At 74.4% G+C, this 20,647-nt stretch carries 16 protein-coding genes and 1 rRNA gene; 9 read left to right on the forward strand and 8 right to left on the reverse strand.

The window, feature by feature from the left end; translation table 11 throughout:
* Positions 1–46: 46 nt before the first annotated feature.
* Complete coding sequence (locus ACIA8Q_RS27105; protein ID WP_360217024.1) at positions 47–1,273, reverse strand: acyl-CoA dehydrogenase family protein; 1,227 nt, start codon at positions 1,271–1,273, stop codon at positions 47–49.
* A gap of 125 nt (positions 1,274–1,398) precedes the next feature.
* Between ACIA8Q_RS27105 and ACIA8Q_RS27110 the strand changes: the two genes are divergently transcribed.
* Together ACIA8Q_RS27110 and ACIA8Q_RS27115 are read left to right on the forward strand one after the other, a co-directional pair.
* On the forward strand, positions 1,399–2,034 hold the full coding sequence (locus ACIA8Q_RS27110) for a TetR family transcriptional regulator (protein ID WP_360217027.1): 636 nt from the start codon (positions 1,399–1,401) through the stop codon (positions 2,032–2,034).
* Positions 2,035–2,152: 118 nt separating this feature from the next.
* Positions 2,153–3,628, forward strand: coding sequence for a cellulase family glycosylhydrolase (locus tag ACIA8Q_RS27115; RefSeq protein WP_360217030.1), 1,476 nt, complete (start codon positions 2,153–2,155; stop codon positions 3,626–3,628).
* Between the two features lie 27 nt (positions 3,629–3,655).
* Here the strand turns inward: ACIA8Q_RS27115 and ACIA8Q_RS27120 are convergent, their stop codons facing one another.
* A complete protein-coding gene (locus ACIA8Q_RS27120; protein WP_360217033.1) occupies positions 3,656–5,680 on the reverse strand; it encodes a M3 family metallopeptidase in 2,025 nt (674 codons plus the stop codon).
* A gap of 153 nt (positions 5,681–5,833) precedes the next feature.
* On the opposite strand from ACIA8Q_RS27120, the gene ACIA8Q_RS27125 reads away from it, so the two are divergent.
* Entirely contained in the window at positions 5,834–7,546 is a 1,713-nt protein-coding gene (locus ACIA8Q_RS27125) for a bifunctional 3'-5' exonuclease/DNA polymerase (RefSeq protein WP_360217036.1), read from the forward strand.
* A 72-nt stretch (positions 7,547–7,618) separates the two neighbouring features.
* On the opposite strand, the gene dhaM is transcribed toward ACIA8Q_RS27125, so the two are convergent.
* Positions 7,619–8,011: a dihydroxyacetone kinase phosphoryl donor subunit DhaM gene (dhaM, locus tag ACIA8Q_RS27130; protein ID WP_360217039.1), complete on the reverse strand. Its 393-nt coding sequence runs from the start codon at positions 8,009–8,011 to the stop codon at positions 7,619–7,621.
* 167 nt (positions 8,012–8,178) lie between these two features.
* On the opposite strand from dhaM, the gene dhaK reads away from it, so the two are divergent.
* Both dhaK and dhaL read left to right on the forward strand, forming a co-directional pair.
* Entirely contained in the window at positions 8,179–9,174 is a 996-nt protein-coding gene (dhaK, locus tag ACIA8Q_RS27135; RefSeq protein WP_360217042.1) for a dihydroxyacetone kinase subunit DhaK, read from the forward strand.
* A gap of 14 nt (positions 9,175–9,188) precedes the next feature.
* On the forward strand, positions 9,189–9,908 hold the full coding sequence (gene dhaL / locus ACIA8Q_RS27140; RefSeq protein WP_396317807.1) for a dihydroxyacetone kinase subunit DhaL: 720 nt from the start codon (positions 9,189–9,191) through the stop codon (positions 9,906–9,908).
* A 121-nt stretch (positions 9,909–10,029) separates the two neighbouring features.
* Here the strand turns inward: dhaL and ACIA8Q_RS27145 are convergent, their stop codons facing one another.
* Positions 10,030–11,235 carry a PP2C family protein-serine/threonine phosphatase gene (locus ACIA8Q_RS27145; protein WP_363364982.1) on the reverse strand — a complete coding sequence of 402 codons (1,206 nt, stop codon included), beginning with the start codon at positions 11,233–11,235 and terminating at the stop codon, positions 10,030–10,032.
* Between the two features lie 97 nt (positions 11,236–11,332).
* On the opposite strand from ACIA8Q_RS27145, the gene ACIA8Q_RS27150 reads away from it, so the two are divergent.
* Together ACIA8Q_RS27150 and ACIA8Q_RS27155 are read left to right on the forward strand one after the other, a co-directional pair.
* Entirely contained in the window at positions 11,333–11,551 is a 219-nt protein-coding gene (locus ACIA8Q_RS27150) for a heavy-metal-associated domain-containing protein (protein ID WP_360217051.1), read from the forward strand.
* A gap of 81 nt (positions 11,552–11,632) precedes the next feature.
* Complete coding sequence (locus tag ACIA8Q_RS27155) at positions 11,633–13,915, forward strand: heavy metal translocating P-type ATPase (RefSeq protein WP_396317808.1); 2,283 nt, start codon at positions 11,633–11,635, stop codon at positions 13,913–13,915.
* Between the two features lie 63 nt (positions 13,916–13,978).
* Here ACIA8Q_RS27155 and ACIA8Q_RS27160 read toward each other — a convergent pair whose 3' ends face one another.
* The 3 genes from ACIA8Q_RS27160 to ACIA8Q_RS27170 form a co-directional block, all read right to left on the reverse strand.
* Positions 13,979–14,698 carry an SDR family oxidoreductase gene (locus tag ACIA8Q_RS27160; protein WP_360223210.1) on the reverse strand — a complete coding sequence of 240 codons (720 nt, stop codon included), beginning with the start codon at positions 14,696–14,698 and terminating at the stop codon, positions 13,979–13,981.
* Positions 14,699–15,207: 509 nt separating this feature from the next.
* A complete protein-coding gene (locus ACIA8Q_RS27165; RefSeq protein WP_360223213.1) occupies positions 15,208–16,497 on the reverse strand; it encodes a citrate synthase in 1,290 nt (429 codons plus the stop codon).
* 225 nt (positions 16,498–16,722) lie between these two features.
* On the reverse strand, positions 16,723–18,957 hold the full coding sequence (locus tag ACIA8Q_RS27170; protein WP_387906065.1) for an ATP-dependent RecD-like DNA helicase: 2,235 nt from the start codon (positions 18,955–18,957) through the stop codon (positions 16,723–16,725).
* Positions 18,958–19,156: 199 nt separating this feature from the next.
* Here ACIA8Q_RS27170 and ACIA8Q_RS27175 point away from each other — a divergent pair, with 199 nt between their 5' ends.
* Together ACIA8Q_RS27175 and ACIA8Q_RS27180 are read left to right on the forward strand one after the other, a co-directional pair.
* Complete coding sequence (locus ACIA8Q_RS27175) at positions 19,157–19,948, forward strand: VOC family protein (RefSeq protein WP_360223219.1); 792 nt, start codon at positions 19,157–19,159, stop codon at positions 19,946–19,948.
* A 90-nt stretch (positions 19,949–20,038) separates the two neighbouring features.
* Entirely contained in the window at positions 20,039–20,491 is a 453-nt protein-coding gene (locus tag ACIA8Q_RS27180; protein ID WP_360223222.1) for a GNAT family N-acetyltransferase, read from the forward strand.
* A gap of 79 nt (positions 20,492–20,570) precedes the next feature.
* Here ACIA8Q_RS27180 and rrf read toward each other — a convergent pair.
* Positions 20,571–20,647 (reverse strand): 5S ribosomal RNA (gene rrf / locus ACIA8Q_RS27185); the annotation flags it as partial.

Below are 20,647 nucleotides of genomic sequence, written 5' to 3' on the forward strand. Positions count from 1 at the left end.
GGCTTGTCTGACACTCCCCGGGGCGCGCCCACCCCGTCCGCCGGGATCAGCGGATCGGCATCCCGGAGATCGCCCGGGCGATGACCAGGCGCTGGATCTCGCTGGTCCCCTCGAAGATCGAGTAGATCGCGCTGTCCCGGTGCATCCGCTCCACCGGGTACTCCCGGGTGAAGCCGTTGCCGCCGAGGATCTGCATCGCCTGCGCGGTGACCCACTTGGCCGTCTCGCCCGCGTACAGCTTGGACATCGAGCCCTCCGCCGCGGTGAACGGCTGGTTGGTCGCCGCCATCCAGGAGGCCCGCCACACCAGCATGCGGGCGGCGTCGATGCGGGTCCTCATGTCGGCGAGCTGGAAGGCCACGCCCTGGTTGTCGATGATCGGGCGGCCGAACTGCTCGCGGGTCCTCGCGTAGTCCAGCGCCACCTCGTACGCGGCCCGGGCGATGCCGATCGCCTGCGCGCCGACGGCCGGGCGGGAGGCCTCGAAGGTGGCCATCGCCGCATTGCCCCGGGCGCCGGAGCGCTTGACGCCCTCGCGGGCCCGGGCCAGCCGCTCGTCCAGCTTCTCCTTGCCGCCGAGCAGGCAGCCGCCCGGCACCCGGACGCCGTCCAGCACGACCTCGGCGGTGTGCGAGGCGCGGATGCCGTGCTTCTTGAACTTCTGGCCCTGGCTCAGTCCCGGGGTGCCCGGCGGGACGACGAAGGAGGCCTGCCCCTTGGCGCCGAGCGCCGGGTCGACGGTGGCGACCACCACGTGGACGGCGGCGATCCCGCCGTTGGTGGCCCAGGTCTTGGTGCCGTTCAGCACCCACTCGTCCTTGGCCTCGTCGTACACCGCCCGGGTGCGCAGCGCCGAGACGTCCGAGCCGGCGTCCGGCTCGGAGGAGCAGAACGCGGCGACCTTGAGGTCGTCCGGGGTGCCGAACATCTGCGGGGTCCAGGTGCCGATCTGCTCGTCGGTGCCGTTCGCGAGCACCGCGACGGCGGCGAGGGTGGTGCCGACGATGGAGAGCCCGATGCCGGCGTCGCCCCAGAAGAGCTCCTCCATGGCGATCGGGATGCCGACGCCGGAGGGGTCGAAGTACTGCTGGGCGTAGAAGTCCAGGGAGTAGATGCCCAGCTTGGCGGCCTCCTGGATGACCGGCCAGGGGGTCTCCTCGCGCTCGTCCCACTCGGCCGCGGCGGGTCGGATGACGTCGGCGGCGAAGCCGTGCAGCCAGTCGCGTACGGCGAGCTGGTCCGCGCCCGGGTCCAGTGAGAACGTGCTGCTCATGGTGCTTGCCTCCGAAGAAGGGGTGCGGCCGACCGGGGTGTTACCTGGGGTAACATCGTCGGAGTCTGCTACTGATTGGTAACCGGTGTCAACGCCCAGGCCGACCCCAACCCGAGGAGCAGCGCATGTCCCGAGAGCCCCGCCGCGAGCAACTGCTCAACGCCGCCGACCGGGTCGTCCAGCGCGAGGGGCCGAGCGCCAGCATGAACGCCATCGCCGCCGAGGCCGGCATCACCAAGCCGATCCTCTACCGCCACTTCGGCGACCGGAACGGCCTGATCCGGGCCCTGACCGAACGCCACACCGGCGGACTGCTCGCCGCCGTCCGGGCCGCCCTCGCCGAACCGCTCGAACGCCGCGACCGCGTCGAACACGTCCTGGACACCTACCTGGCCGGCATCGAGGCCCGCCCGCAGGTCTACCGGCTGCTCACCCACCCCGAACCCGGCGACCCGAGCGGCGCCGGCAACGCCCTCGCCCCCGCGCTGCGGCAGATCGCCGAGGAGATCACCCGCGCCGTGCAGAACCAGGTCGACCTCGGCGCCGACCGCGACCTGCTCGCCGAGGCCTGGGGGCGCGGCATCACCGGCATGGTGCTGGCCGCCGGCGACTGGTGGCTGGAGACCAGGCCCTGCAGCCGCACCCGCATGGTGCAGGCCCTCGCCGACCTGCTCTGGGGCCGCCTCGCCGCCGCCGCCGACCTGCCCACCGCCGTCCTGCCGGCCGCCCCCGCCGAGCCGGCCGCGCCGGACACCGACTGAACTCCCGCACCGCGCAAGCCCCTTCCGCGGCACGACCGATGCGCGCACGACCCTTGTGCGGCGCGCGCCGCCCCGGGCATCATCGGGCCCCCAGCCCCCCCGCCGTGCGAGGTCCCCGATGCGCCTGCGCCGCACCGCCGCCGCCCTGCTGCTCGCCGCCACCGCCGTCCTCACCACCACCCCGGCCCACGCCACCCCGGCCCTCGGCGACCGGTCCCTCGGCGGCCCGTCCCTCGGCACGCCGGCGCGCCACCCCGTCGGGACGGCGACCGGCCCCGACGGCCGCACCTCGCTCACCGACTCCCGGGGCCGCCGGCTCCAGCTGCGCGGCTTCAACCTGGACAAGTACGCCGAGGCCACCGAGGCCGACGTGCGCGACGTCGCCGCCCAGGGCTTCACGCTGATCCGGGTCGCGGTCTCCTGGACGCGGTTGGAGCCCACCCGCGGCCGCCTCGACCCGGGCGAGCTGCGCCGCCTGGACCGGCTCCTCGGCTGGGCCGACCGGTACGGGCTGCTCGCCCTGGTCGACTTCCACCAGGACGTCTACGGGCCGAAGTTCGGCGGCGGCGACCGCGGCATCCCGGTCTGGGCCACCCGGGACGACGGACTGCCCTTCACCCCCGACCCCGACGACTGGTTCGCCGGCTACTTCCAGCCCGCCGTCCAGGCCGCCTTCCGGCACCTCTACGACGACCCCGACCTGCGCGCCTGGCAGGCCGACTTCTACACCCGGCTCGCCCGTGAACTGCGCGGCCACCGCTCGCTGCTGGGCTACGACCTGTTCAACGAGCCGTTCGGCCCGGTGGACGGCGACCCGACCGATCCGGCGGTGCTCGCCGCCGCCTCCGCCGCCCTCGAACAGGGACGGCTCGCCGACATGTACCGCCGCCTGATCACCGCCGTCCGCCGGGTCGACACCCGTGCCTGGCTGTTCGTCGAACCGACCGTCCTGGTCGGCCAGGGCGTGCCCACCCGCCTGCCCGGCTTCGACGACCCGCGCCCCGGCCCGCCCAGGCTCGGCTACGCACCGCACTTCTACGACACCGCGGTCGAGTCCGGCGCCGACTGGGACCCGTCCGGCGGCTTCGTCGAGCGCTACACCGCGGCGATCACCGACTACCCCGCCGCCCACCGCCTGCCCGTCCTGGTCGGCGAGTGGGGCCCGCCGGACTCCCGCCGGCCCGGAAACACCGAGCTGGTCCGCCGGCAGGTCGCCGCCATGGACGGCTTCGCCGAGGGCTGGACCATGTGGTACTGGTGCCGCGGCACCGGCGGCTACTGCGCGCTCGACCCGGCCGGCCGCCCCGCCCCCGGCGACGAGCCCGCCTTCGGCCCCTACCCGGCCGCCGTCGCCGGCACCGACGTGCGCACCACCGGCGGCACCCTGCGCTGGCGCGCCGACGGCAGCCGCACCAGCAGCGAACTCGTGCTCCCCCCGGCGGCGTTCCCGCACGGCGCCGCCGTCACCGCCACCCCCGCCGGCGCCCGCGTCGAGGTCGAGCAGCCGGCCGGCGGGCGGGCCGGCACCGTCCGGGTCCGCCTGCCGCACGCCTCCCCGGGCACCCCGGTGACGGTGACGGTCACACCGCGCTGACCGCCACCGGGGCCGTCCGGCCGGCGGTCAGGCCAGGCCCCGCCGGGCCAGCAGCGGGCCGGTCTCCGGCGCCCGGCCGACCACCGCGCGGAAGGACTCCAGCGGGTCCCGGCTGAAGCCGCGCGCCAGCAGCTCGCGGCGGAACAGCTCGCCGCTCTCGCGCACCGGGCGGCCGTTGTCCTCGAACCACTGCACGGTGTCGGCGTCCAGCACCTCGGACCAGATGTAGGCGTAGTAGCCGGCGCTGTAGCCGCTGGAGAAGATGTGCTGGAAGTACGCCGTCCGGTAGCGCGGCGGGATCGCCGGCACCGCGATGCCGGCCTCGGCCAGCACCCGTGCCTCGAACTCCTCGGCGTCCGCGATCTCCACGCCCTGCGGCACGGTGTGCCAGGCCCAGTCCAGCAGGGTCGCCGCCAGGTACTCCACCGTCCGGAAGCCCTGACCGAAGCCCTCGGCGGCCGCCATCCGCTCGACCAGCTCGGCCGGCAGCGGCTCCCCGGTCTCGTGGTGGCGCGCGTAGGCGGCCAGCACCTCCGGCCGGACCATCCACATCTCGTTGACCTGCGAGGGGAACTCGACGAAGTCCCGGGGCACCGAGGTGCCCGAGAACAGCGGGTAGCGCACGTCCGAGAACAGCCCGTGCAGGGCGTGGCCGAACTCGTGGAAGAGCGTGCGCACCTCGTCCCAGCTCAGCAGCACCGGCTCGCCCGGCGCCGGGCTCGGGATGTTCAGGTTGTTGAGCACCACCGGGCGCCGGCCGGTCAGGCCGGCCTGCGCCACCAGGTCGTCCATCCAGGCGCCGCCGCGCTTGGACGCCCGGGCGTGGAAGTCGCCGATGAACAGGCCCAGCGGGGCGCCGTCCTCCTCGAACACCTCGAAGACCCGGGCCTCGGGGTGGTGCGCCGTCAGGTCCGACCGCTCGGTGAAGGTCAGCCCGTACGCCAGCCGCGCCGCGTGGAACACGCCGTCCCGCAGCACCCGCTCCAGCTCGAAGTAGGGGCGCAGCGCCGCCGCGTCCACCTGGTAGGCGCCCTGCCGGACCTTCTCCGAGTAGTACGCCCAGTCGTGCGCGGCGATCTCCTCGACGCCGTCCGCGGCCGCCACCTTGGCCAGCTCGGCGGCCTCCCGGCGCGCGTTGGCCACCGCCGGCTCCACCAGCCGGGCCAGCAGCCCGGAGACCGCCTCCACCGTGCCCGCCGTCTCGTCCTCGACCACGTACGCGGCGTGGCTCGGGTGGCCCAGCAGCGCGGCCCGCTCGGCGCGCAGCGCGGACATCCGGATCGCCAGCGGCCCGTTCGCCTCGACGCCCCGGCCGACCGAGGCTGCCAGCAGCCGCTCGCGCACCGAGCGGTCCGTGAGCACGGCCAGTTCGGGCTGACCCGAGGTGTTCTTCAGGCTCAGCACGAAACGGCCCTCGTGGCCCAGCACCCGGGCGTTCTCCGCGGCGGCGGCGACCGCGTCCGCGGACAGCCCGTCCAGCTCCTCGGCGGAGTCCACCACCAGCGCGGCGGCCCTGGTCGCCGCGTTCACGTTCTGCTGGAACGTCGTTGCGAGCGCGGCCAGTTCGGCGTTCAGCTCGCGCAGCCGGTCCTGCTCGGCCCCGCCCAGCCGGGCGCCGGAGCGGACGAAGCGGGTGTGCCGGCGCTCCAGCAGCCGCAGCGACTCCGGGTCCAGGCCCAGCTCGGCGCGGCGCCCGTACAGCTCCTCGATCCGGGCGAACAGCGCCCGGTCCAGGTGGATCGCGTCGTGGTGGGCGGCCAGCAGCGGGCTGACCTCGGCGTCCACCGCGTCGACCAGGTCGGTGGTGTCGGAGGCCGACTGGTTGCGGAACACGGCGTCCACCCGGCGCAGCACGTCCCCGGAGCGCTCCAGCGCGACCAGCGTGTTGTCGAAGGTCGGCGGCTGCGGATCGGCGGTGATCGCGGCGATCTCTGCCAACTGCTCGGCCATCCCCCGCCGGTAGGCGGGCAGGTAGTGCTCCTCGCGGATCTCGGCGAAGGGCGGCAGCTCGTAGACCAGGGTGCTGGCCTCGAAGAACGGGTTCACGGTCATTTCGCCGACCCTACGCCGTGTCACCCACCCTGCCTATGCGGCCCGGCCCCGGTTGTCCGACCCACCCGTTAACGTCGAGGTCGCGCACCCGTAGACCCGCACACCCGTGCCCGTACCCGCACGCCCGACCAGCGCGCCGGAGAGGAGACCCCCGTGGCACCCAGGACCGCCCTCGCCCCCGATCCGCACGGCCCCGGCGGCCGACTCCAGCCGCTCGACGACTCCGGCGCCCCGCTCGGCCCGCCCGAGGCCGTCCCCGACCTCGCCGCCGCCGTCGCCGACCGCGAGGCCGACGGGCACCCGCGGTGGGTCTGGGCCGCCACCGACGCCGCCTACGCCCCGCTGCTGCCGCGGCTGGAGTCTCGCCTCGCCCGCTGCCACGACCTGCGGCTCACCGAGGCGCTGCTGCTCGGCCACGAGGGCCGGTTCGGCGCGCCCCGCTCGCTCGGCGCCGCCTGGTCCCGGCTGCGCGGCCTGCCCGTCCCGGACGACCTGCCCGAGCCCGGCTCCGCCGAGTCCGACGGCGGCCAGGACACCCTGTTCGCCCCCGACCGGCTGCAACTGCCGCCCGGCGCCGACCCACTGGCCGCCGTGGTGGCCGTCCACGCGGAGCAGCAGCGCCGGCTCGCCGCGATCGCCGACCCGGCCGCCCGGCAGCGGTTCCGGCTGCTGGTCGCCGCCGAGTCGGCCGGCGCGCTGGTGGCCGCCGAGATGGCCCACGACGGGCTGCCCTGGCGCGGCGACGTCCACGACCGGCTGCTCACCGAACTGCTCGGCCCCCGCCCGGCCGTCCCGGGCACCCAGCCGAAACTGCTCGCCGACCTCGGCGCCCGGCTCCAACAGGCCCTCGGCGGGCGCCCGTTCAACCCCGACTCGCACACCCAGGTGCTGCGCGCCTTCGCCGACCAGGGCGTCCAGCTCGGCTCCACCCGCTCCTGGGAGCTCAAGGGCGTCGACCACCCGGCCGCCGCGCTGCTGATCCGGTACAAGGAGCTGTCCCGGATCCACGCCGCGCACGGCTGGGCCTGGCAGGACACCTGGGCCCGCGGCGGCCGCTTCCGGCCCGAGTACGTGGTCGGCGGCGTGGTCTCCGGGCGCTGGGCCAGCCGCGGCGGCGGCGCCCTGCAGATCCCGCGCATCCTGCGGCGCGCCGTCGTCGCCGACCCCGGCTGGCTGCTGGTCGTCGCCGACGCCGCCCAACTGGAGCCCCGGGTCCTCGCCGCCCTCTCCCGGGACGCCGGGCTGGCCCGCACCGCGGCCGGCGGCGACCTGTACGAGGCACTCGCCGCCAACGCCTTCCAGGGCGACCGCGACAAGGCCAAACTCGGCCTGCTCGGTGCCATGTACGGCCAGACCAGCGGCGACATCGGCCCGCTGCTGAACACCCTGCGCCGCCGCTACCCCGCCGCGATGGGCTACGTCGAGGCCGCCGCCCGCACCGGCGAGGACGGCGGCGTGGTCGCCTCCCGGCTCGGCCGGGTCTGCCCGCCCGCCTCGGCCGCCTTCCTCGACCTCACCGAGGCCGACACGGCCGGCGAGGCCGGCGGCCGGACGGCCCGCGCCCGCGGCCGCTTCACCCGCAACTTCGTCATCCAGGCCAGCGCCGCCGACTGGGCGCTCGCCCTGCTCGCGGCGCTGCGCCGCCGGCTCCACGACCTGCCCGCGACCGGCCCGGCCGACCAGCCGCACCTGGTGTTCTTCCAGCACGACGAGGTGATCGTGCACACCCCGGCCAACCTCGCCGACGAGGTCGTCTCCGCCGTCACCGAGGCCGCCGACGAGGCCCGTCGGCTCGTCTTCGGCGACACCCCGGTGCGGTTCCCGCTCACCACCGCGGTGGTGGACTGCTACGCCGACGCCAAGTAGCGGCGGGCCGGTGCCTCCGGTGGGCGGCCACCGCACCCCGCGGGGTGGCGGCCGCCACCCCGTGGCGGGCCGCTACAGCTTCCGGAAGGCCCGCGCGTCCTCCGCCGCCGCGACCACCTCGGACAGCGCCGCGCCGGTCGAGGCGGTGACGACGGCCGCCACCGCGCCCTCCACGAACGGCGCGTCCACCAGGCGCACCCCCGGGCGCGGTTCGTCCTCCAGCACGGTGACGGCGGTCAGCACCGAACTGCCGAGGTCCGGCAGCACGACCACGCCCGCCCCGCCGTCGGCCTCGACGACGGCCCGCGCGATCAGGTCGTAGCTGGTGCCCAGGCCGCCGTCCTCCGTCCCGGCCGCGACCGCCACGCGCACGCCCTCCGGGGCGAGTTCGGCGAGCAGCTCGCGCAGCCCGGCGGCCAGCCGGGGGCTGTGCGAGACCAGGACGACGCCCACGTTTCCGCTCATGCCCGCGACCTTACGGCGGATCCCGCTGCTCCGGGAGGGTGACCGACACCCTGCGTGTCGCACCCCGTGCCGGGCACCCCCGTCTGGCGTAGCGTCGGGGCAGCAGCGTCCGCCGCACACGGCCCGTCGAAGCGTCCTGTCGGACACGCCCAAGGGAGCGAAGAGCGTTGAAGAAGCTGATCAACACCCCGGAGAGCGTCCTGGAGGACGCACTGGCCGGAGTCGCCGCGGCGCACCCCGAGCTGGCGGTGGACCTCGTCAACCGGGTGATCACCCGGGCCGCCCGCCCGGCCGGCCCCAAGGTCGCGCTGGTCTCCGGCGGGGGCTCCGGCCACGAGCCGCTGCACGGCGGCTTCGTCGGCCCCGGCATGCTGGACGCGGCCTGCCCCGGCGAGGTCTTCACCTCCCCCGTCCCGGACCAGGTGCTGGCCGCGGCGAAGGCGGTGGAGAACGGCGGCGGCGTGGTCCTCGTCGTGAAGAACTACACCGGCGACGTGATGAACTTCGAGCTGGCCGCCGAACTCGCCGCCGAGGAGGGTCTGGAGGTCCGCACCGTCCTGGTCGACGACGACGTCGCGGTCGAGGACTCCACCTGGACGGCCGGGCGCCGCGGCACCGGGGCCACCGTGCTGGTCGAGAAGACCGCGGGCGCGCTGGCCGAGCGGGGCGCCCCGCTCGACGAGGTGGCCGCCCTGGGCCAGCGGGTCAACGCCGCCTCCCGCTCCTTCGCCGTCGCGCTCACCGCGGCGACCGTCCCGGCGGCCGGCAAGCCCGGGTTCGACCTGCCCGAGGACGAGATCGAGGTCGGCGTCGGCATCCACGGCGAGCCCGGCCGCCGCCGCGAACGGCTCCGCCCGGTCCGCGAGCTGGCCGCCGAGGTGGTCGACACCATCCTCGCCGACCACCACCTGGCACCGGGGGACGAGGTGATCGCCCTGCTCAACGGCCTCGGCGGCACCCCGCTGCTGGAGCTGTACATCACCTACGGCGAGGTCGCCGCCCGGCTCGCCGAGCAGGGCATCACGGTGGCCCGCAGCCTGGTCGGCAACTACGTCACCAGCCTGGACATGGCCGGCTTCTCGCTCACCCTCACCAAGGCGGACCGGCAGCTGCTGGAGCTGTGGGACGCGCCCGTCGACACCCCCGCCCTCAAGCGGGCCTGACCGGAGGAGCAGGCATGGCCGCCATCGACCCGCCGTCCCCCGCACCGGACGCTCCGCACGCAGCACCGCCGGAAGCACCGCTGCCGGACACCGAGGCGCCCGGCACCCGGCTCCTCGACGCCCGGCTGGCCGAGGCCTGGATCCGCGCCGCCGCCGCGGCCGTCGAGGAGGAGCAGGCCCGGCTCACCGAGCTGGACTCCGCGATCGGCGACGGCGACCACGGCAGCAACCTCCGGCGGGGCTTCGCCGCCGCCGTGACCGCCCTCGACGGCCTCGCGCCGGCCGGCCCCGGCGCCGTCCTCACGAAGACCGGCAGCACGCTGATCTCCAAGGTCGGCGGTGCCTCCGGCCCGCTCTACGGCAAGGCCCTCCGGGCCGTCGGCGCCGCCCTGCCCGGGCCGGCCGGCCCGGCGGACGTGGCCGAGGCGCTGGCCGCCGGACTGGACGCCGTCCGCGCGCTCGGCAAGGCCGACCCCGGGGACAAGACCATCGTGGACGCCTACACCCCGGCGGTCGCCGCGTTCCGCGCCGCGGCCGCGGCCGGCGCCGCCCTCCCCGAGGCCGCCGAGGCCGCCGCGGTCGCCGCCGAACAGGGCGCCCGCGACACCGTTCCGTTGCGGGCCCGCAAGGGCCGCGCCTCCTACCTGGGCGAGCGCAGCATCGGCCACCAGGACCCGGGCGCCACCTCCACCGCCCTGCTGTTCCGGGCCCTCGCCGCCGTCAGCGCCGGCTGAGGGCCCCGACGGGCCTCCGGGGCCGGGCCCTCCAGGCTCGGCCCCGACCGCGAGGCCCAGCCCGCGAAGACCCGACCGCGAGGCCCAGCCCGGGCGCGTCCGGAACGCCGGGCCCCCGGCGTCAGCCGTCCGTCCGAGCGATCAACAGCAGCAGGGCGTCGTCCCGCAGGTCCCCGCCGGTGTGCGCCAGCAGGTCCGCGTACACCCGCCCGACCGCCGCCTCCAGCTCCCCGGCCGAGCCGCAGGCACCCCGCACCAGCGGCCCGACCCGCTCCGCCAGCGGGTAGAACGCCCCGTCCTCGCGGTGCCGCGCCTCGACCACCCCGTCCGTGCAGAGCACCAGGACGTCCGCGGTCCCGAAGGGCTGTCCCCAGCTGGCCGGCTCCCCCGCGGCCAGCCGGCCGAGGCCGAGCGGCACCCACGGGTCCGGGGCGTCCAGCACGTGCGCCCGCCCGTCCCCGTCGACCCGGATGGGCGGGACGTGACCGTACTGCAGCAGCTCCATCACCCCGGGCGTGCGGAACTCCGCGAACAGCGCGGTGGTGAACTCCCCGTCCGGCACGTGCCGCTCGACGCTGGCCTCGATCCGGGCGGCGACGCCCCGCAGGCCGGACTCGTCGTACGCGGCCTCGCGGAAGGCGCCCAGCACCACGGCCGCGGTCTGCACCGCGGCGAGGCCCTTGCCCCGGACGTCGCCGACCGCGACCCGGGTGCCGTGCGGGGTCTCCAGCACCGAGTAGAGGTCCCCGCCGATGCGCGAGGCGTCGGCCGCCGAGACGTACCGGACGGCCAGCCGCAGCGGCCCGACGACCGGCCCGGGCAGCTGCAGCAGCGCCCGCTGGGCGGCCTCGGCGACGGAGCTGACGGCCGCGAAGGCCGCGGCGCGCCGCATCCGGATCTTCGCGACCCAGGCGGAGAAGACGGTGAGCACCACGTAGCTGACCATCGCCCCGTAGAGGAAGCGCGCGTCGTTGATGTTGTCGACCTCGTCGTAGTGGCTGAGTCCGAAGACGGCCACCAGTCCGAGTGCGCAGACCGCGAGCAGTTCGCCCGGTCTGAGGGTGAGTGCGGCGACGGCCGGGACGACGGTCATCAGCGGGGCGAGGTAGCGGTCCTTGCCGGAGAGCAGGTCGGCGAGCCCGACCAGCAGGACGGCGAGCAGCGCGGGCGAGGCCCGCCGCCAGAACGGCACGTCCTGGAGGTCGGTGGCCAGCAGGGCGCCGCGCCGACGGCCCGGTGGCAGTGCGGCGGCCGTGGGGGCCGAGGGCGACTGGGCGCGGCGGATCGGGAACACATATCGAACATAAGGGACGATCAGCACGCCCACCGCCCCACCCCTCCGCGAAATACCCCTGAGGGGTACGGTGGTCGCCAGAGTCAGAGCCCGGGCCGACGCCCGGGTCAGCGCACCCCCGGAGGCCCGGATGTCCAGCACCACCACCTACACCGTGACCGGCATGAGCTGCGGCCACTGCGAGAACGCGATCAGCCAGGAACTCACCGCCCTGGACGGCGTCACCGGGGTCGCCGCCGACGCCAAGGCCGGCACCGTGACGGTCTCCTCCCTCGCGCCGTTGGACGACGAGCAGGTCCGCACCGCGGTCGACGAGGCCGGTTACGAACTGGTCGGCCGCAGCGTCTGACCCCCGGTGCGGCGGGGCCCGGGCAGCGGACCCCGCCGCACACCCTTCCAAGGAGCTGATCCGCATGATCGAGGTGGGAGCATGACCGCCGCCGCCCCCGGCATACAGGGCGCAGCCGGCACCGGGGCGCGCGAGCGCGTCGAACTGTCGATCGGCGGGATGACCTGCGCCTCCTGCGCGGCCCGGATCGAGAAGAAGCTCAACCGGCTCGACGGCGTCGAGGCCACCGTCAACTTCGCCACCGAGAGGGCCCGGGTGGACTACGGCCCCGGGGTCTCCCTCGAGGACCTGATCACCACCGTCGAACGCACCGGCTACACCGCCGAGCTCCCGCCGCCGCCGGCCCCCGCCGAGCCCGGGCCGACCCCCGCCGCCACGGCCGACCGCCCCGCGCCGGAACAGCCCGCCGACCCCCTGCTCGACCGGCTGCTGACCAGCGCCGTCCTCAGCCTCCCGGTCGTGCTGCTCTCGATGGTCCCGGCCCTGCAGTTCACCAACTGGCAGTGGCTGGCCTTCGCGCTCACCGGCCCGGTCGTGGTGCACGGCGGCCTGCCGTTCCACCGCGCCGCCTGGACCAACCTCAAGCACGGCGCGGCGACGATGGACACCCTGGTCTCCCTCGGCACCCTGGCCGCCTTCGGCTGGTCGTTCTGGGCGCTGTTCTGGGGCCACGCCGGCCGGCCCGGGATGCACCACGACTTCTCGACCCCGATCGGCGGGGCCGACGCCTCCTCCACCCTCTACCTGGAGACGGCCGCCGCCGTCACCGTGCTCATCCTGCTCGGCCGCCACCTGGAGGCCCGCGCCAAGCGCCGGGCGGGAGCCGCCCTGCACGCCCTGCTCGACCTGGGGGCCAAGGACGTGGCCGTCCTGCGGGCCGGGCAGGAGGTGCGGATCCCGGTCGCGGAGCTCGCGGTGGGCGACCGGTTCGTGGTGCGCCCCGGAGAGAAGGTCGCCACCGACGGCACGGTGGTCGAGGGCGGCTCCGCCGTCGACGCCTCGATGCTGACCGGTGAGTCGGTGCCCGTGGAGGTCTCCGTCGGCGACGCGGTCACCGGTGCGACCGTCAACGCGGGCGGCCGACTGGTCGTCGAGGCCACCAGGGTCGGCGCCGACACCCAGCTCACCCGGATGGCCCGGCTGGTCGAGGACGCGCAGAACGGCAAGGCCGCCGCCCAGCGCCTCGCCGACCGCATCTCCGCCGTCTTCGTCCCGGTCGTCATCCTGATCGCGCTGGCCACCCTGGTCGGCCGGCTGCTGGCCACCGACAGCCCCACCGCGGCCTTCACCGCGGCCGTCGCGGTGCTGATCATCGCCTGCCCGTGCGCCCTCGGCCTGGCCACCCCGACCGCGCTCATGGTCGGCACCGGCCGCGGCGCCCAGCTCGGCATCCTGATCAAGGGCCCCGAGGTGCTGGAGAACACCCGCAAGGTCGACACCGTCGTCCTGGACAAGACCGGCACCGTCACCACCGGACGGATGACCCTGCTCGCCGTGCACACCGCCGAGGGCGTCACCGAGGCCGAGGCCCTGCGCCTGGCCGGCGCCCTGGAACACGCCTCCGAACACCCCGTCGCCCGCGCCATCGCCACCGCCGCGGCCGAGCGCACCGGCGGCCTGCCGCCCGTCCAGGACTTCCGCAGCACACCCGGCCGGGGCGTGCGGGGTGTCGTCGAGGGCCGCCCGGTGACGGCCGGGCGGGCGGGGACGGCACCGCTGCCGCCGGCCCTGGAGCGGGCCAGGGCCGCGGCCGAGGCGGCCGGCCGCACCGCCGTCGTGGTGGGCTGGGACGGCGCGGCGCGGGCCGTGCTGGAGGTCGCCGACGCCGTCCGGCCGACCAGTGCCGAGGCGATCGCCCGGCTGCGCGCCCTGGGCCTGACGCCGGTGCTGCTGACCGGGGACAACCGCGCGGCCGCCGAGGCCGTCGCCGCCGAGGTCGGCATCGCCCCGGAACACGTCATCGCCGAGGTCATGCCGGAGGAGAAGCTCGCCACCGTCCGTCGGCTTCAGGCCGAGGGCCGGGTCGTCGCCGTGGTCGGCGACGGTGTCAACGACGCGGCCGCACTCGCCCAGGCCGACCTCGGCCTGGCCATGGGCACCGGCACCGACGCCGCCATCGAGGCCGGCGACCTCACCCTCGTCCGCGGGGACCTGCGGGCCGCCGCCGACGCGATCCGGCTCTCCCGCCGCACGCTCGGCACCATCAGGGGCAACCTGTGCTGGGCGTTCGGCTACAACGTCGCGGCGATCCCGCTGGCCGCGGCCGGACTGCTCAACCCCGTGATCGCCGGGGCCGCGATGGCCTTCTCCTCGGTCTTCGTGGTCACCAACAGCCTGCGGCTGCGCCGCTTCCGGCCGTCCTGACGCACCCGCCGCACGCCGGAGGGGCCCGGACCGCCCGGTCCGGACCCCTCCCGCGGCAACGTCCTAGCGGCCGAGCAGCTCGCCGCCGTTGCAGTGCAGGATCTCGCCGGTGATGAAGCCGGCCTCGGGCGAGGCCAGGAAGTACACCGCCCCGGCGACCTCGCCGGTCTCGCCGATCCGACCGAGCAGGGTGCGGGCCGCCCGGCGGGAGACCTCCGCCTCGTCCAGCCGGGGGCCGAAGAACTCGGTGCCGGCCACCGTCCCCGGCGCGACGATGTTGGCGGTGATGCCCGAGGTGCCCAGCTGGGCGGCCAGGAAGTGGTTCCAGGCGTGCAGCGAGGCCTTCGCCGCGCCGTACGAACCGGCCCCGCGCAGCGCGGCGATGGAGCTGATGGTGACGACCCGGCCGGCGCCGGGGGTGAGCCGGTCGCGGAGCGACTCGGTGAGCAGCACCACGGTCAGCACGTTGCGCTCGAAGTCGCCGCGCCAGCGCGCCAGCAGGGCGTGCGGCCCGCCGCCGATCACGGTCTCCCGGCTCCCGGCGTTGTTGACCAGGACGTCGATCCGCTCGGGCAGGTCGCCCAGCACGGCCTCGACGGCGTCGGGGTCGGCGAGGTCGCACACCAGGGGGGTGACGTTCGTCCCGAGGTCGGCCGCGGCCGCCTCGAGCACCTCGCGGCGGCGGCCCACGATCACGACCCGATCGCCCGCCTCGGCGAACCGCCGCGCGACCTCGTACCCGATTCCCGTGCCACCGCCGGTGACAACCACGTTCCTGGCCATCTGCGCACTCCCTCCCCAGTTCCGCCGCCACGCTGCGAGGGTGCGGGGCGGTCCGTACCGGAATGCCACGATTCCTATCACGCTCGGTTGCCGTGACTGCGGGGAGGGTGACGTAGCCCGCGCGGGATCGTGTGGTATGGGCCGGACACGAGGCGCACACGGAGCGTGGCGAGAGGCAGCTCACACCCCCCGGGCGTAACTTCTCGCACCCTGATACGTCTTAGGTTGGTAGTGCGGCAGTTTTCCGGTGGGTGGAGACGCTACGAACGGCAACGCGTCCCCGCACCGCCACCGGCTGCCGCCGACGGGGCTCCGGCGGGCCCCGGGACGGTCGTCGACCATGACGACCTCGCGCACGGCGCCGGGGTTGTGACGGGCCAGGGACGCTTTGAGCGGCCGTCCCCGGTCACGGCCCGGCCCCGGAGTCGTGCGCCGTACGGTTCCGTCCCCACGGGGACGCCGAAGGGCCCGGCCGCACCACGGTGCGGCCGGGCCCTTCCGGTTCTGCGTCAGCGCTCGCCGAGGGCGACGTAGTCGCGGATCTCGGTGCCCGTGTAGATCTGGCGCGGGCGGCCGATCCGGCTGGTCGGGTCGTTGATCATCTCGTGCCAGTGGGCGATCCAGCCCGGCAGCCGGCCGAGGGCGAACAGCACGGTGAACATGCTGGTCGGGAAGCCCATGGCGCGGTAGATCAGGCCGGTGTAGAAGTCCACGTTCGGGTAGAGCTTGCGCGAGACGAAGAAGTCGTCCTTGAGGGCGTGCTCCTCCAGCTTGAGCGCGATCTCCAGCAGCTCGTCGTTCTTGCCGAGCTGGGCGAGGACCTCGTGCGCGAGCAGCTTGACCTGCGCGGCGCGCGGGTCGAAGGCCTTGTAGACGCGGTGGCCGAAGCCCATCAGCTTGACGCCGGCCTCGCGGTTCTTGACCTTCGTGATGAAGGCGTCGACGTCGCCGCCGTCCTTCTGGATGCTCTCCAGCATCTCCAGCACGGCCTGGTTGGCGCCGCCGTGCAGCGGGCCCCACAGGGCGGAGATGCCGGCCGAGATGGAGGCGAACAGGTTGGCGTGGCTGGAGCCGACCAGGCGCACGGTGGAGGTCGAGCAGTTCTGCTCGTGGTCCGCGTGCAGGATGAGCAGCTTGTCCAGGGCGTTGACGATGACCGGGTTGAGCTCGTAGTCCTCGGCGGGCACCGCGAAGGTCATCCGCAGGAAGTTCTCGACGTAGCTCAGGTCGTTGCGCGGGTAGACGAAGGGCTGGCCCATCGCCTTCTTGTACGCGTACGCGGCGATCGTCGGCAGCTTGGCGAGCAGGCGGACGGTCGACAGGTGGCGCTGGTCCGCGTCGAACGGGTTGTGGCTCTCCGGGTAGAACGTGGACAGCGCGCCGACGACCGAGGACAGCATGGCCATCGGGTGGGCGTCCCGCGGGAAGCCCTGGAAGAAGCGCTTGACGTCCTCGTGCAGCAGGGTGTGCTGGGTGATCTCGCGGTTGAAGTCCGCCAGCTGGCCGGCGTTGGGGAGCTCACCGTTGATCAGGAGGTACGCGGTCTCGATGAAGCCGCCCTGTGCTGCGAGCTGCTCGATCGGGTAGCCGCGGTACCGCAGGATGCCGTTGTCGCCGTCCACGAAGGTGATCGCGGACTTGTACGCGGCGGTGTTACCGAAGCCGTTGTCCAGGGTGACCAGGCCGGTCTGCGGGAGCAGCTTCGAGATGTCGAAGCCGGCGTTGCCCGCAGTGCTCTCGACGACGGGGTACTCGTACTCGCCGTCCTGGTACCGCAGTACTACCGAGTTGTCGCTCACGTCTTCCTCACCGACGAAATGAATCCTCTTCCAAGGTGCCCTGACTGTCTCCACCATCCCCCATCTGGAGGACAGCCGCGCACCCGGGGTGGCCCGAAAGGGCCCGCCCCTACAAAACCTGCCGCCGCAGCCGGTACGAACCGGACAAGATCGGCACCACCCTAGGCTCTGCCGTAAATCTCTTCACGTCAAGAGAACATTAGAGGCAACCATCCCGTTGGATAATCATCCAGTTGCCAGCCGATGATCGAGCGCGGCATGCCGCCGACCTGCACTGACGGCCCGCACGGCCTGCGCGATCGCTTTCCGTGACCCGACCAGTACCACCAGTTTCCGCGCCCTGGTCACGGCGGTGTAGAGCAGATTTCGCTGGAGCATCGTCCAAGCGGACATAGTGACCGGAATCACCACGACCGGGTACTCGCTGCCCTGCGAGCGGTGGATCGTCACCGCGTACGCGTGGGCCAGCTCGTCCAGTTCGTCGAAGTCGTAGCCCACCTCCTCATCCTCGTCGGTCAGCACCGTCAGCCGCTGGTCGTCCGCGCTGAGGGCGGTCACCACTCCCACTGTGCCGTTGAAGACGCCGTTCCGCCCCTTGTCGTAGTTGTTGCGGATCTGGGTGACCTTGTCCCCCACCCGGAACGTCCGCCCGCCGAAACGCCGTTCCGCCAGCCCCTCCCGGGCCGGCGTCACCGCCGCCTGCAGCAGGGTGTTCAGGTTCCCCGCCCCGGCCGGCCCCCGGTGCATCGGCGCCAGCACCTGGACGTCCCGGCGCGGGTCGAAGCCGAACCGCTGCGGGATCCGGCGCGCCACCACGTCCACCGTCAGACCGGCCGCCCGCTCCGCGTCCTCCTCCACGAACAGGAAGAAGTCCGCCAGACCGTCCGTCAACGGCGGCTTCCCCTCGTTGATCCGGTGCGCGTTGGTCACCACCCCCGACTGCTGCGCCTGCCGGAAGATCCTGGTCAGCCGCACCGACGGGATCGGGCCGTCCTGCGCCAGCAGGTCCCGCAGCACCTCGCCGGCCCCCACCGACGGCAGCTGGTCCACGTCCCCCACGAACAGCAGGTGCGCACCCGGCGGCACCGCCTTGACCAGCTTGTTCGCCAGGATCAGGTCCAGCATCGAGGCCTCGTCCACCACCACCAGGTCCGCGTCCAGCGGGCGGTCCCGGTCGTAGGCGGCGTCCCCGCCCGGCTTGAGCTCCAGCAGCCGGTGCACCGTCGAGGCCTCCGCCCCGGTCAGCTCCGCCAGCCGCTTCGCCGCGCGCCCCGTCGGCGCCGCGAGCACCACCTTCGCCCGCTTCGCCAGCGCCAGCGCCACGATCGACTTCACCGTGAACGACTTGCCGCAGCCCGGACCCCCCGTCAGCACCGCGACCTTCTCGGTCAGCGCCAGCCGCACCGCCTGCTCCTGCTCCGGAGCGAGGTCCGCCCCGGTCCGCTTCGCCAGCCACTCCAGCGCCACCGGCCAGTCCACCGCACCGAACCACGGCATCCGGTCGGCGTCCGAACGCAGCAGCCGCAGCAACTGGTTGGCCAGCGAGATCTCCGCCCGGTGGAACGGCACCAGGTACACCGCGGTGATCGGCTCGCCCGCGTCCCCCGGCACCGACTCCCGCACCACCCCCTCCGCCGCCACCAGCTCCGCCAGGCACTCGATCACCAGCCCGACGTCCACCTGCAGCAGCTTCACGCCGTCCGCGATCAGACGCTCCTCGGGCAGGTAGCAGTGCCCCTGGTCGCTGCTCTGCGACAGCGCGTACTGCAGCCCGGCCTTCACCCGCTCCGGACTGTCGTGCGGGATCCCCACCGCCTGGGCGATCCGGTCCGCCGTCAGGAACCCGATCCCCCACACGTCCGACGCCAGCCGGTACGGCTCGTTGCGCACCACCCCGATCGAGGCGTCGCCGTACTGCTTGTAGATCCGCACCGCCAGCGAGGTCGACACCCCCACCCCCTGCAGGAAGACCATCACCTCCTTGATGGCCTTCTGCTCCTCCCAGGCCGCCGCGATCTTCTTCGTCCGCTTCGGGCCCAGCCCGGGCACCTCGATCAGCCGCCCCGGCTCGTTCTCGATGACCTCCAGGGTGTCCACCCCGAACCGCTCCACGATCCGCTCCGCGAACCGCGGCCCGATCCCCTTGATCAGCCCCGAGCCCAGGTACCGCCGGATGCCCTGCACCGTCGCCGGCAGCACCGTGGTGTAGTTCTCCACCGTGAACTGCCGCCCGTACTGCGGGTGCGAACCCCACCGCCCGTGCAACCGCAACGACTCGCCGACCTGCGCCCCCAGCAGCGCCCCGACCACCGTCAGCAGGTCGTTCGCCCCCCGGCCGGTGTCCACCCGGGCCACCGTGTAACCGGTCTCCTCGTTGGCGTACGTGATCCGCTCCAGCACGCCCTCGACCTGTGCGAGCTGGCGCGGCACCTCCTGCCCCGACTGCGCCTGCCTGGCCACCGGGACCCCCTTCGACCGGTACGGGTGGACCTTTCCGCTACGCACCGTACCGCCCGCCCCGGACACCCCCGAATCCGCGCCGGACGGCCCCCGCGGCCCTGCCGTGCAGCGCCCCCGCGCAGGTGCCAGGCTGGGAGGGGCGGGGGGAGCGCCGACCGCGCCCGCACCCGCACGGGCCCGTCCGAGGAGCAGTGCCGCCATGCTCAACACCGCCTTCCGCCCCGGCTCCCCCGACTGGCTCGACCTCGGCAGCCCCGACACCGGGGCCTCCGTCGACTTCTACACCGCCCTGTTCGGCTGGACCTTCGACTCGGGCGGCCCCGAGGCCGGCGGCTACGGCTTCTTCCGGCTCGACGGCCGCACGGTCGCCGCGCTCGGCCCGCTCACCGAGGAGAGCGACCAGCCCGGCTGGACGGTCTACTTCGCCACCCCCGACGCCGACCGCACCACCGAACTCGTCGAACAGGCCGGCGGCCGCGTCCGGTTCGCCCCCTTCGACGTCTTCACCGCGGGCCGGATGGCCGGCTACGCCGACCCGACCGGCGCCGAGTTCTCGGTCTGGCAGCCGCACGACACCCGGGGCCTGGAGGCCGTCGACGACGAGGGCAGCCTCTGCTGGACCGAGTGCCACAGCGTCGACGCCGAACGCGCCAAGGCCTTCTACCGCGCCGTCTTCGGCTGGCAGGAACAGGACGTCCCGGTCGAGGGCCTCGTCTACACCGTCCTCACCCCGGCCGGCGGCGGCACCGAGGACGCCCACGGCGGCATCGTGCAACTCGACCCCGCGCGGACCGCCGCCGGCACCGCCTCCCACTGGCTCCCCTACTTCGAGGTCCCCAACGTCGACGCCAGCCTCGCCATCGCCGGCACCCTCGGCGCCACCGTGCGGATCCCCGCGTCCGACGTCCACGGCGTCGGCCGCCTCGCCCAGCTGGACGACCCGCACGGAGCCGCCTTCGCCGTCATCACCACCGCGAAGCCCGGGGAGTGACGGCAGATCACCCCCGAGAAGGGCCCTGAGGGGGTCCTGCGGGGGCTACCGGCCGGGGGTGCGGGTGAGGGGGCGGCCTATCCTCTGGTCATGACCGATCTGACGATCCGCCGGGCCACCGAAGACGACCTGCCGGCGGTGGTGGCGATGCTCGCCGACGACCCCCTGGGCGCCACCCGCGAGAGCCCCGACGACCTCACCCCGTACCGTGCCGCCCTCGCCCGCATCGACGGCGACCCGCACCAGCACCTGGTCGTCGCCGAACGCGCCGGCCGCACGGTCGGCACGCTCCAGCTGACCCTGGTCCCCGGCCTCTCCCGCAAGGGCTCCACCCGCGCGATCATCGAGGGCGTCCGCATCCACGCCGACGAGCGGGGCAGCGGCCTCGGCACCGACCTCATCCGCTGGGCCGTCGACCGCTCCCGCGACCTCGGCGCCGACCTCGTCCAGCTCACCTCCGACGCCACCCGCACCGACGCCCACCGCTTCTACGAACGGCTCGGCTTCACAGCCTCCCACGTCGGCTTCAAGCTGCCGCTCTGAGCGCCCCGGGGACGCGGAAAAGCATCGGAAAAGCAGAAAACCCCCGCCGGGTGCCCGGCGGGGGTTTTCTCGAAGAATTGTTCGGCGGCGTCCTACTCTCCCACAGGGTCCCCCCTGCAGTACCATCGGCGCTGTGAGGCTTAGCTTCCGGGTTCG

The sequence above is a fragment of the Kitasatospora sp. NPDC051705 genome, assembly GCF_044453265.1.
Classification (GTDB): Bacteria; Actinomycetota; Actinomycetes; order Streptomycetales; family Streptomycetaceae; genus Kitasatospora.

Bases quoted from the DNA above. Each gene is read 5' to 3' on its own strand.
- ACIA8Q_RS27180 (WP_360223222.1), top strand. From the start codon at position 20,039: ATGACCGATCTGACGATCCGCCGGGCCACCGAAGACGACCTGCCGGCG.
- ACIA8Q_RS27155 (WP_396317808.1), top strand. From the start codon at position 11,633: ATGACCGCCGCCGCCCCCGGCATACAGGGCGCAGCCGGCACCGGGGCG.
- dhaM (WP_360217039.1), bottom strand. From the start codon at position 8,011: ATGAGCGGAAACGTGGGCGTCGTCCTGGTCTCGCACAGCCCCCGGCTG.
- dhaL (WP_396317807.1), top strand. From the start codon at position 9,189: ATGGCCGCCATCGACCCGCCGTCCCCCGCACCGGACGCTCCGCACGCA.
- ACIA8Q_RS27175 (WP_360223219.1), top strand. From the start codon at position 19,157: ATGCTCAACACCGCCTTCCGCCCCGGCTCCCCCGACTGGCTCGACCTC.
- ACIA8Q_RS27110 (WP_360217027.1), top strand. From the start codon at position 1,399: ATGTCCCGAGAGCCCCGCCGCGAGCAACTGCTCAACGCCGCCGACCGG.
- ACIA8Q_RS27115 (WP_360217030.1), top strand. From the start codon at position 2,153: ATGCGCCTGCGCCGCACCGCCGCCGCCCTGCTGCTCGCCGCCACCGCC.
- ACIA8Q_RS27105 (WP_360217024.1), bottom strand. From the start codon at position 1,273: ATGAGCAGCACGTTCTCACTGGACCCGGGCGCGGACCAGCTCGCCGTA.
- ACIA8Q_RS27160 (WP_360223210.1), bottom strand. From the start codon at position 14,698: ATGGCCAGGAACGTGGTTGTCACCGGCGGTGGCACGGGAATCGGGTAC.
- ACIA8Q_RS27120 (WP_360217033.1), bottom strand. From the start codon at position 5,680: ATGACCGTGAACCCGTTCTTCGAGGCCAGCACCCTGGTCTACGAGCTG.
- ACIA8Q_RS27150 (WP_360217051.1), top strand. From the start codon at position 11,333: ATGTCCAGCACCACCACCTACACCGTGACCGGCATGAGCTGCGGCCAC.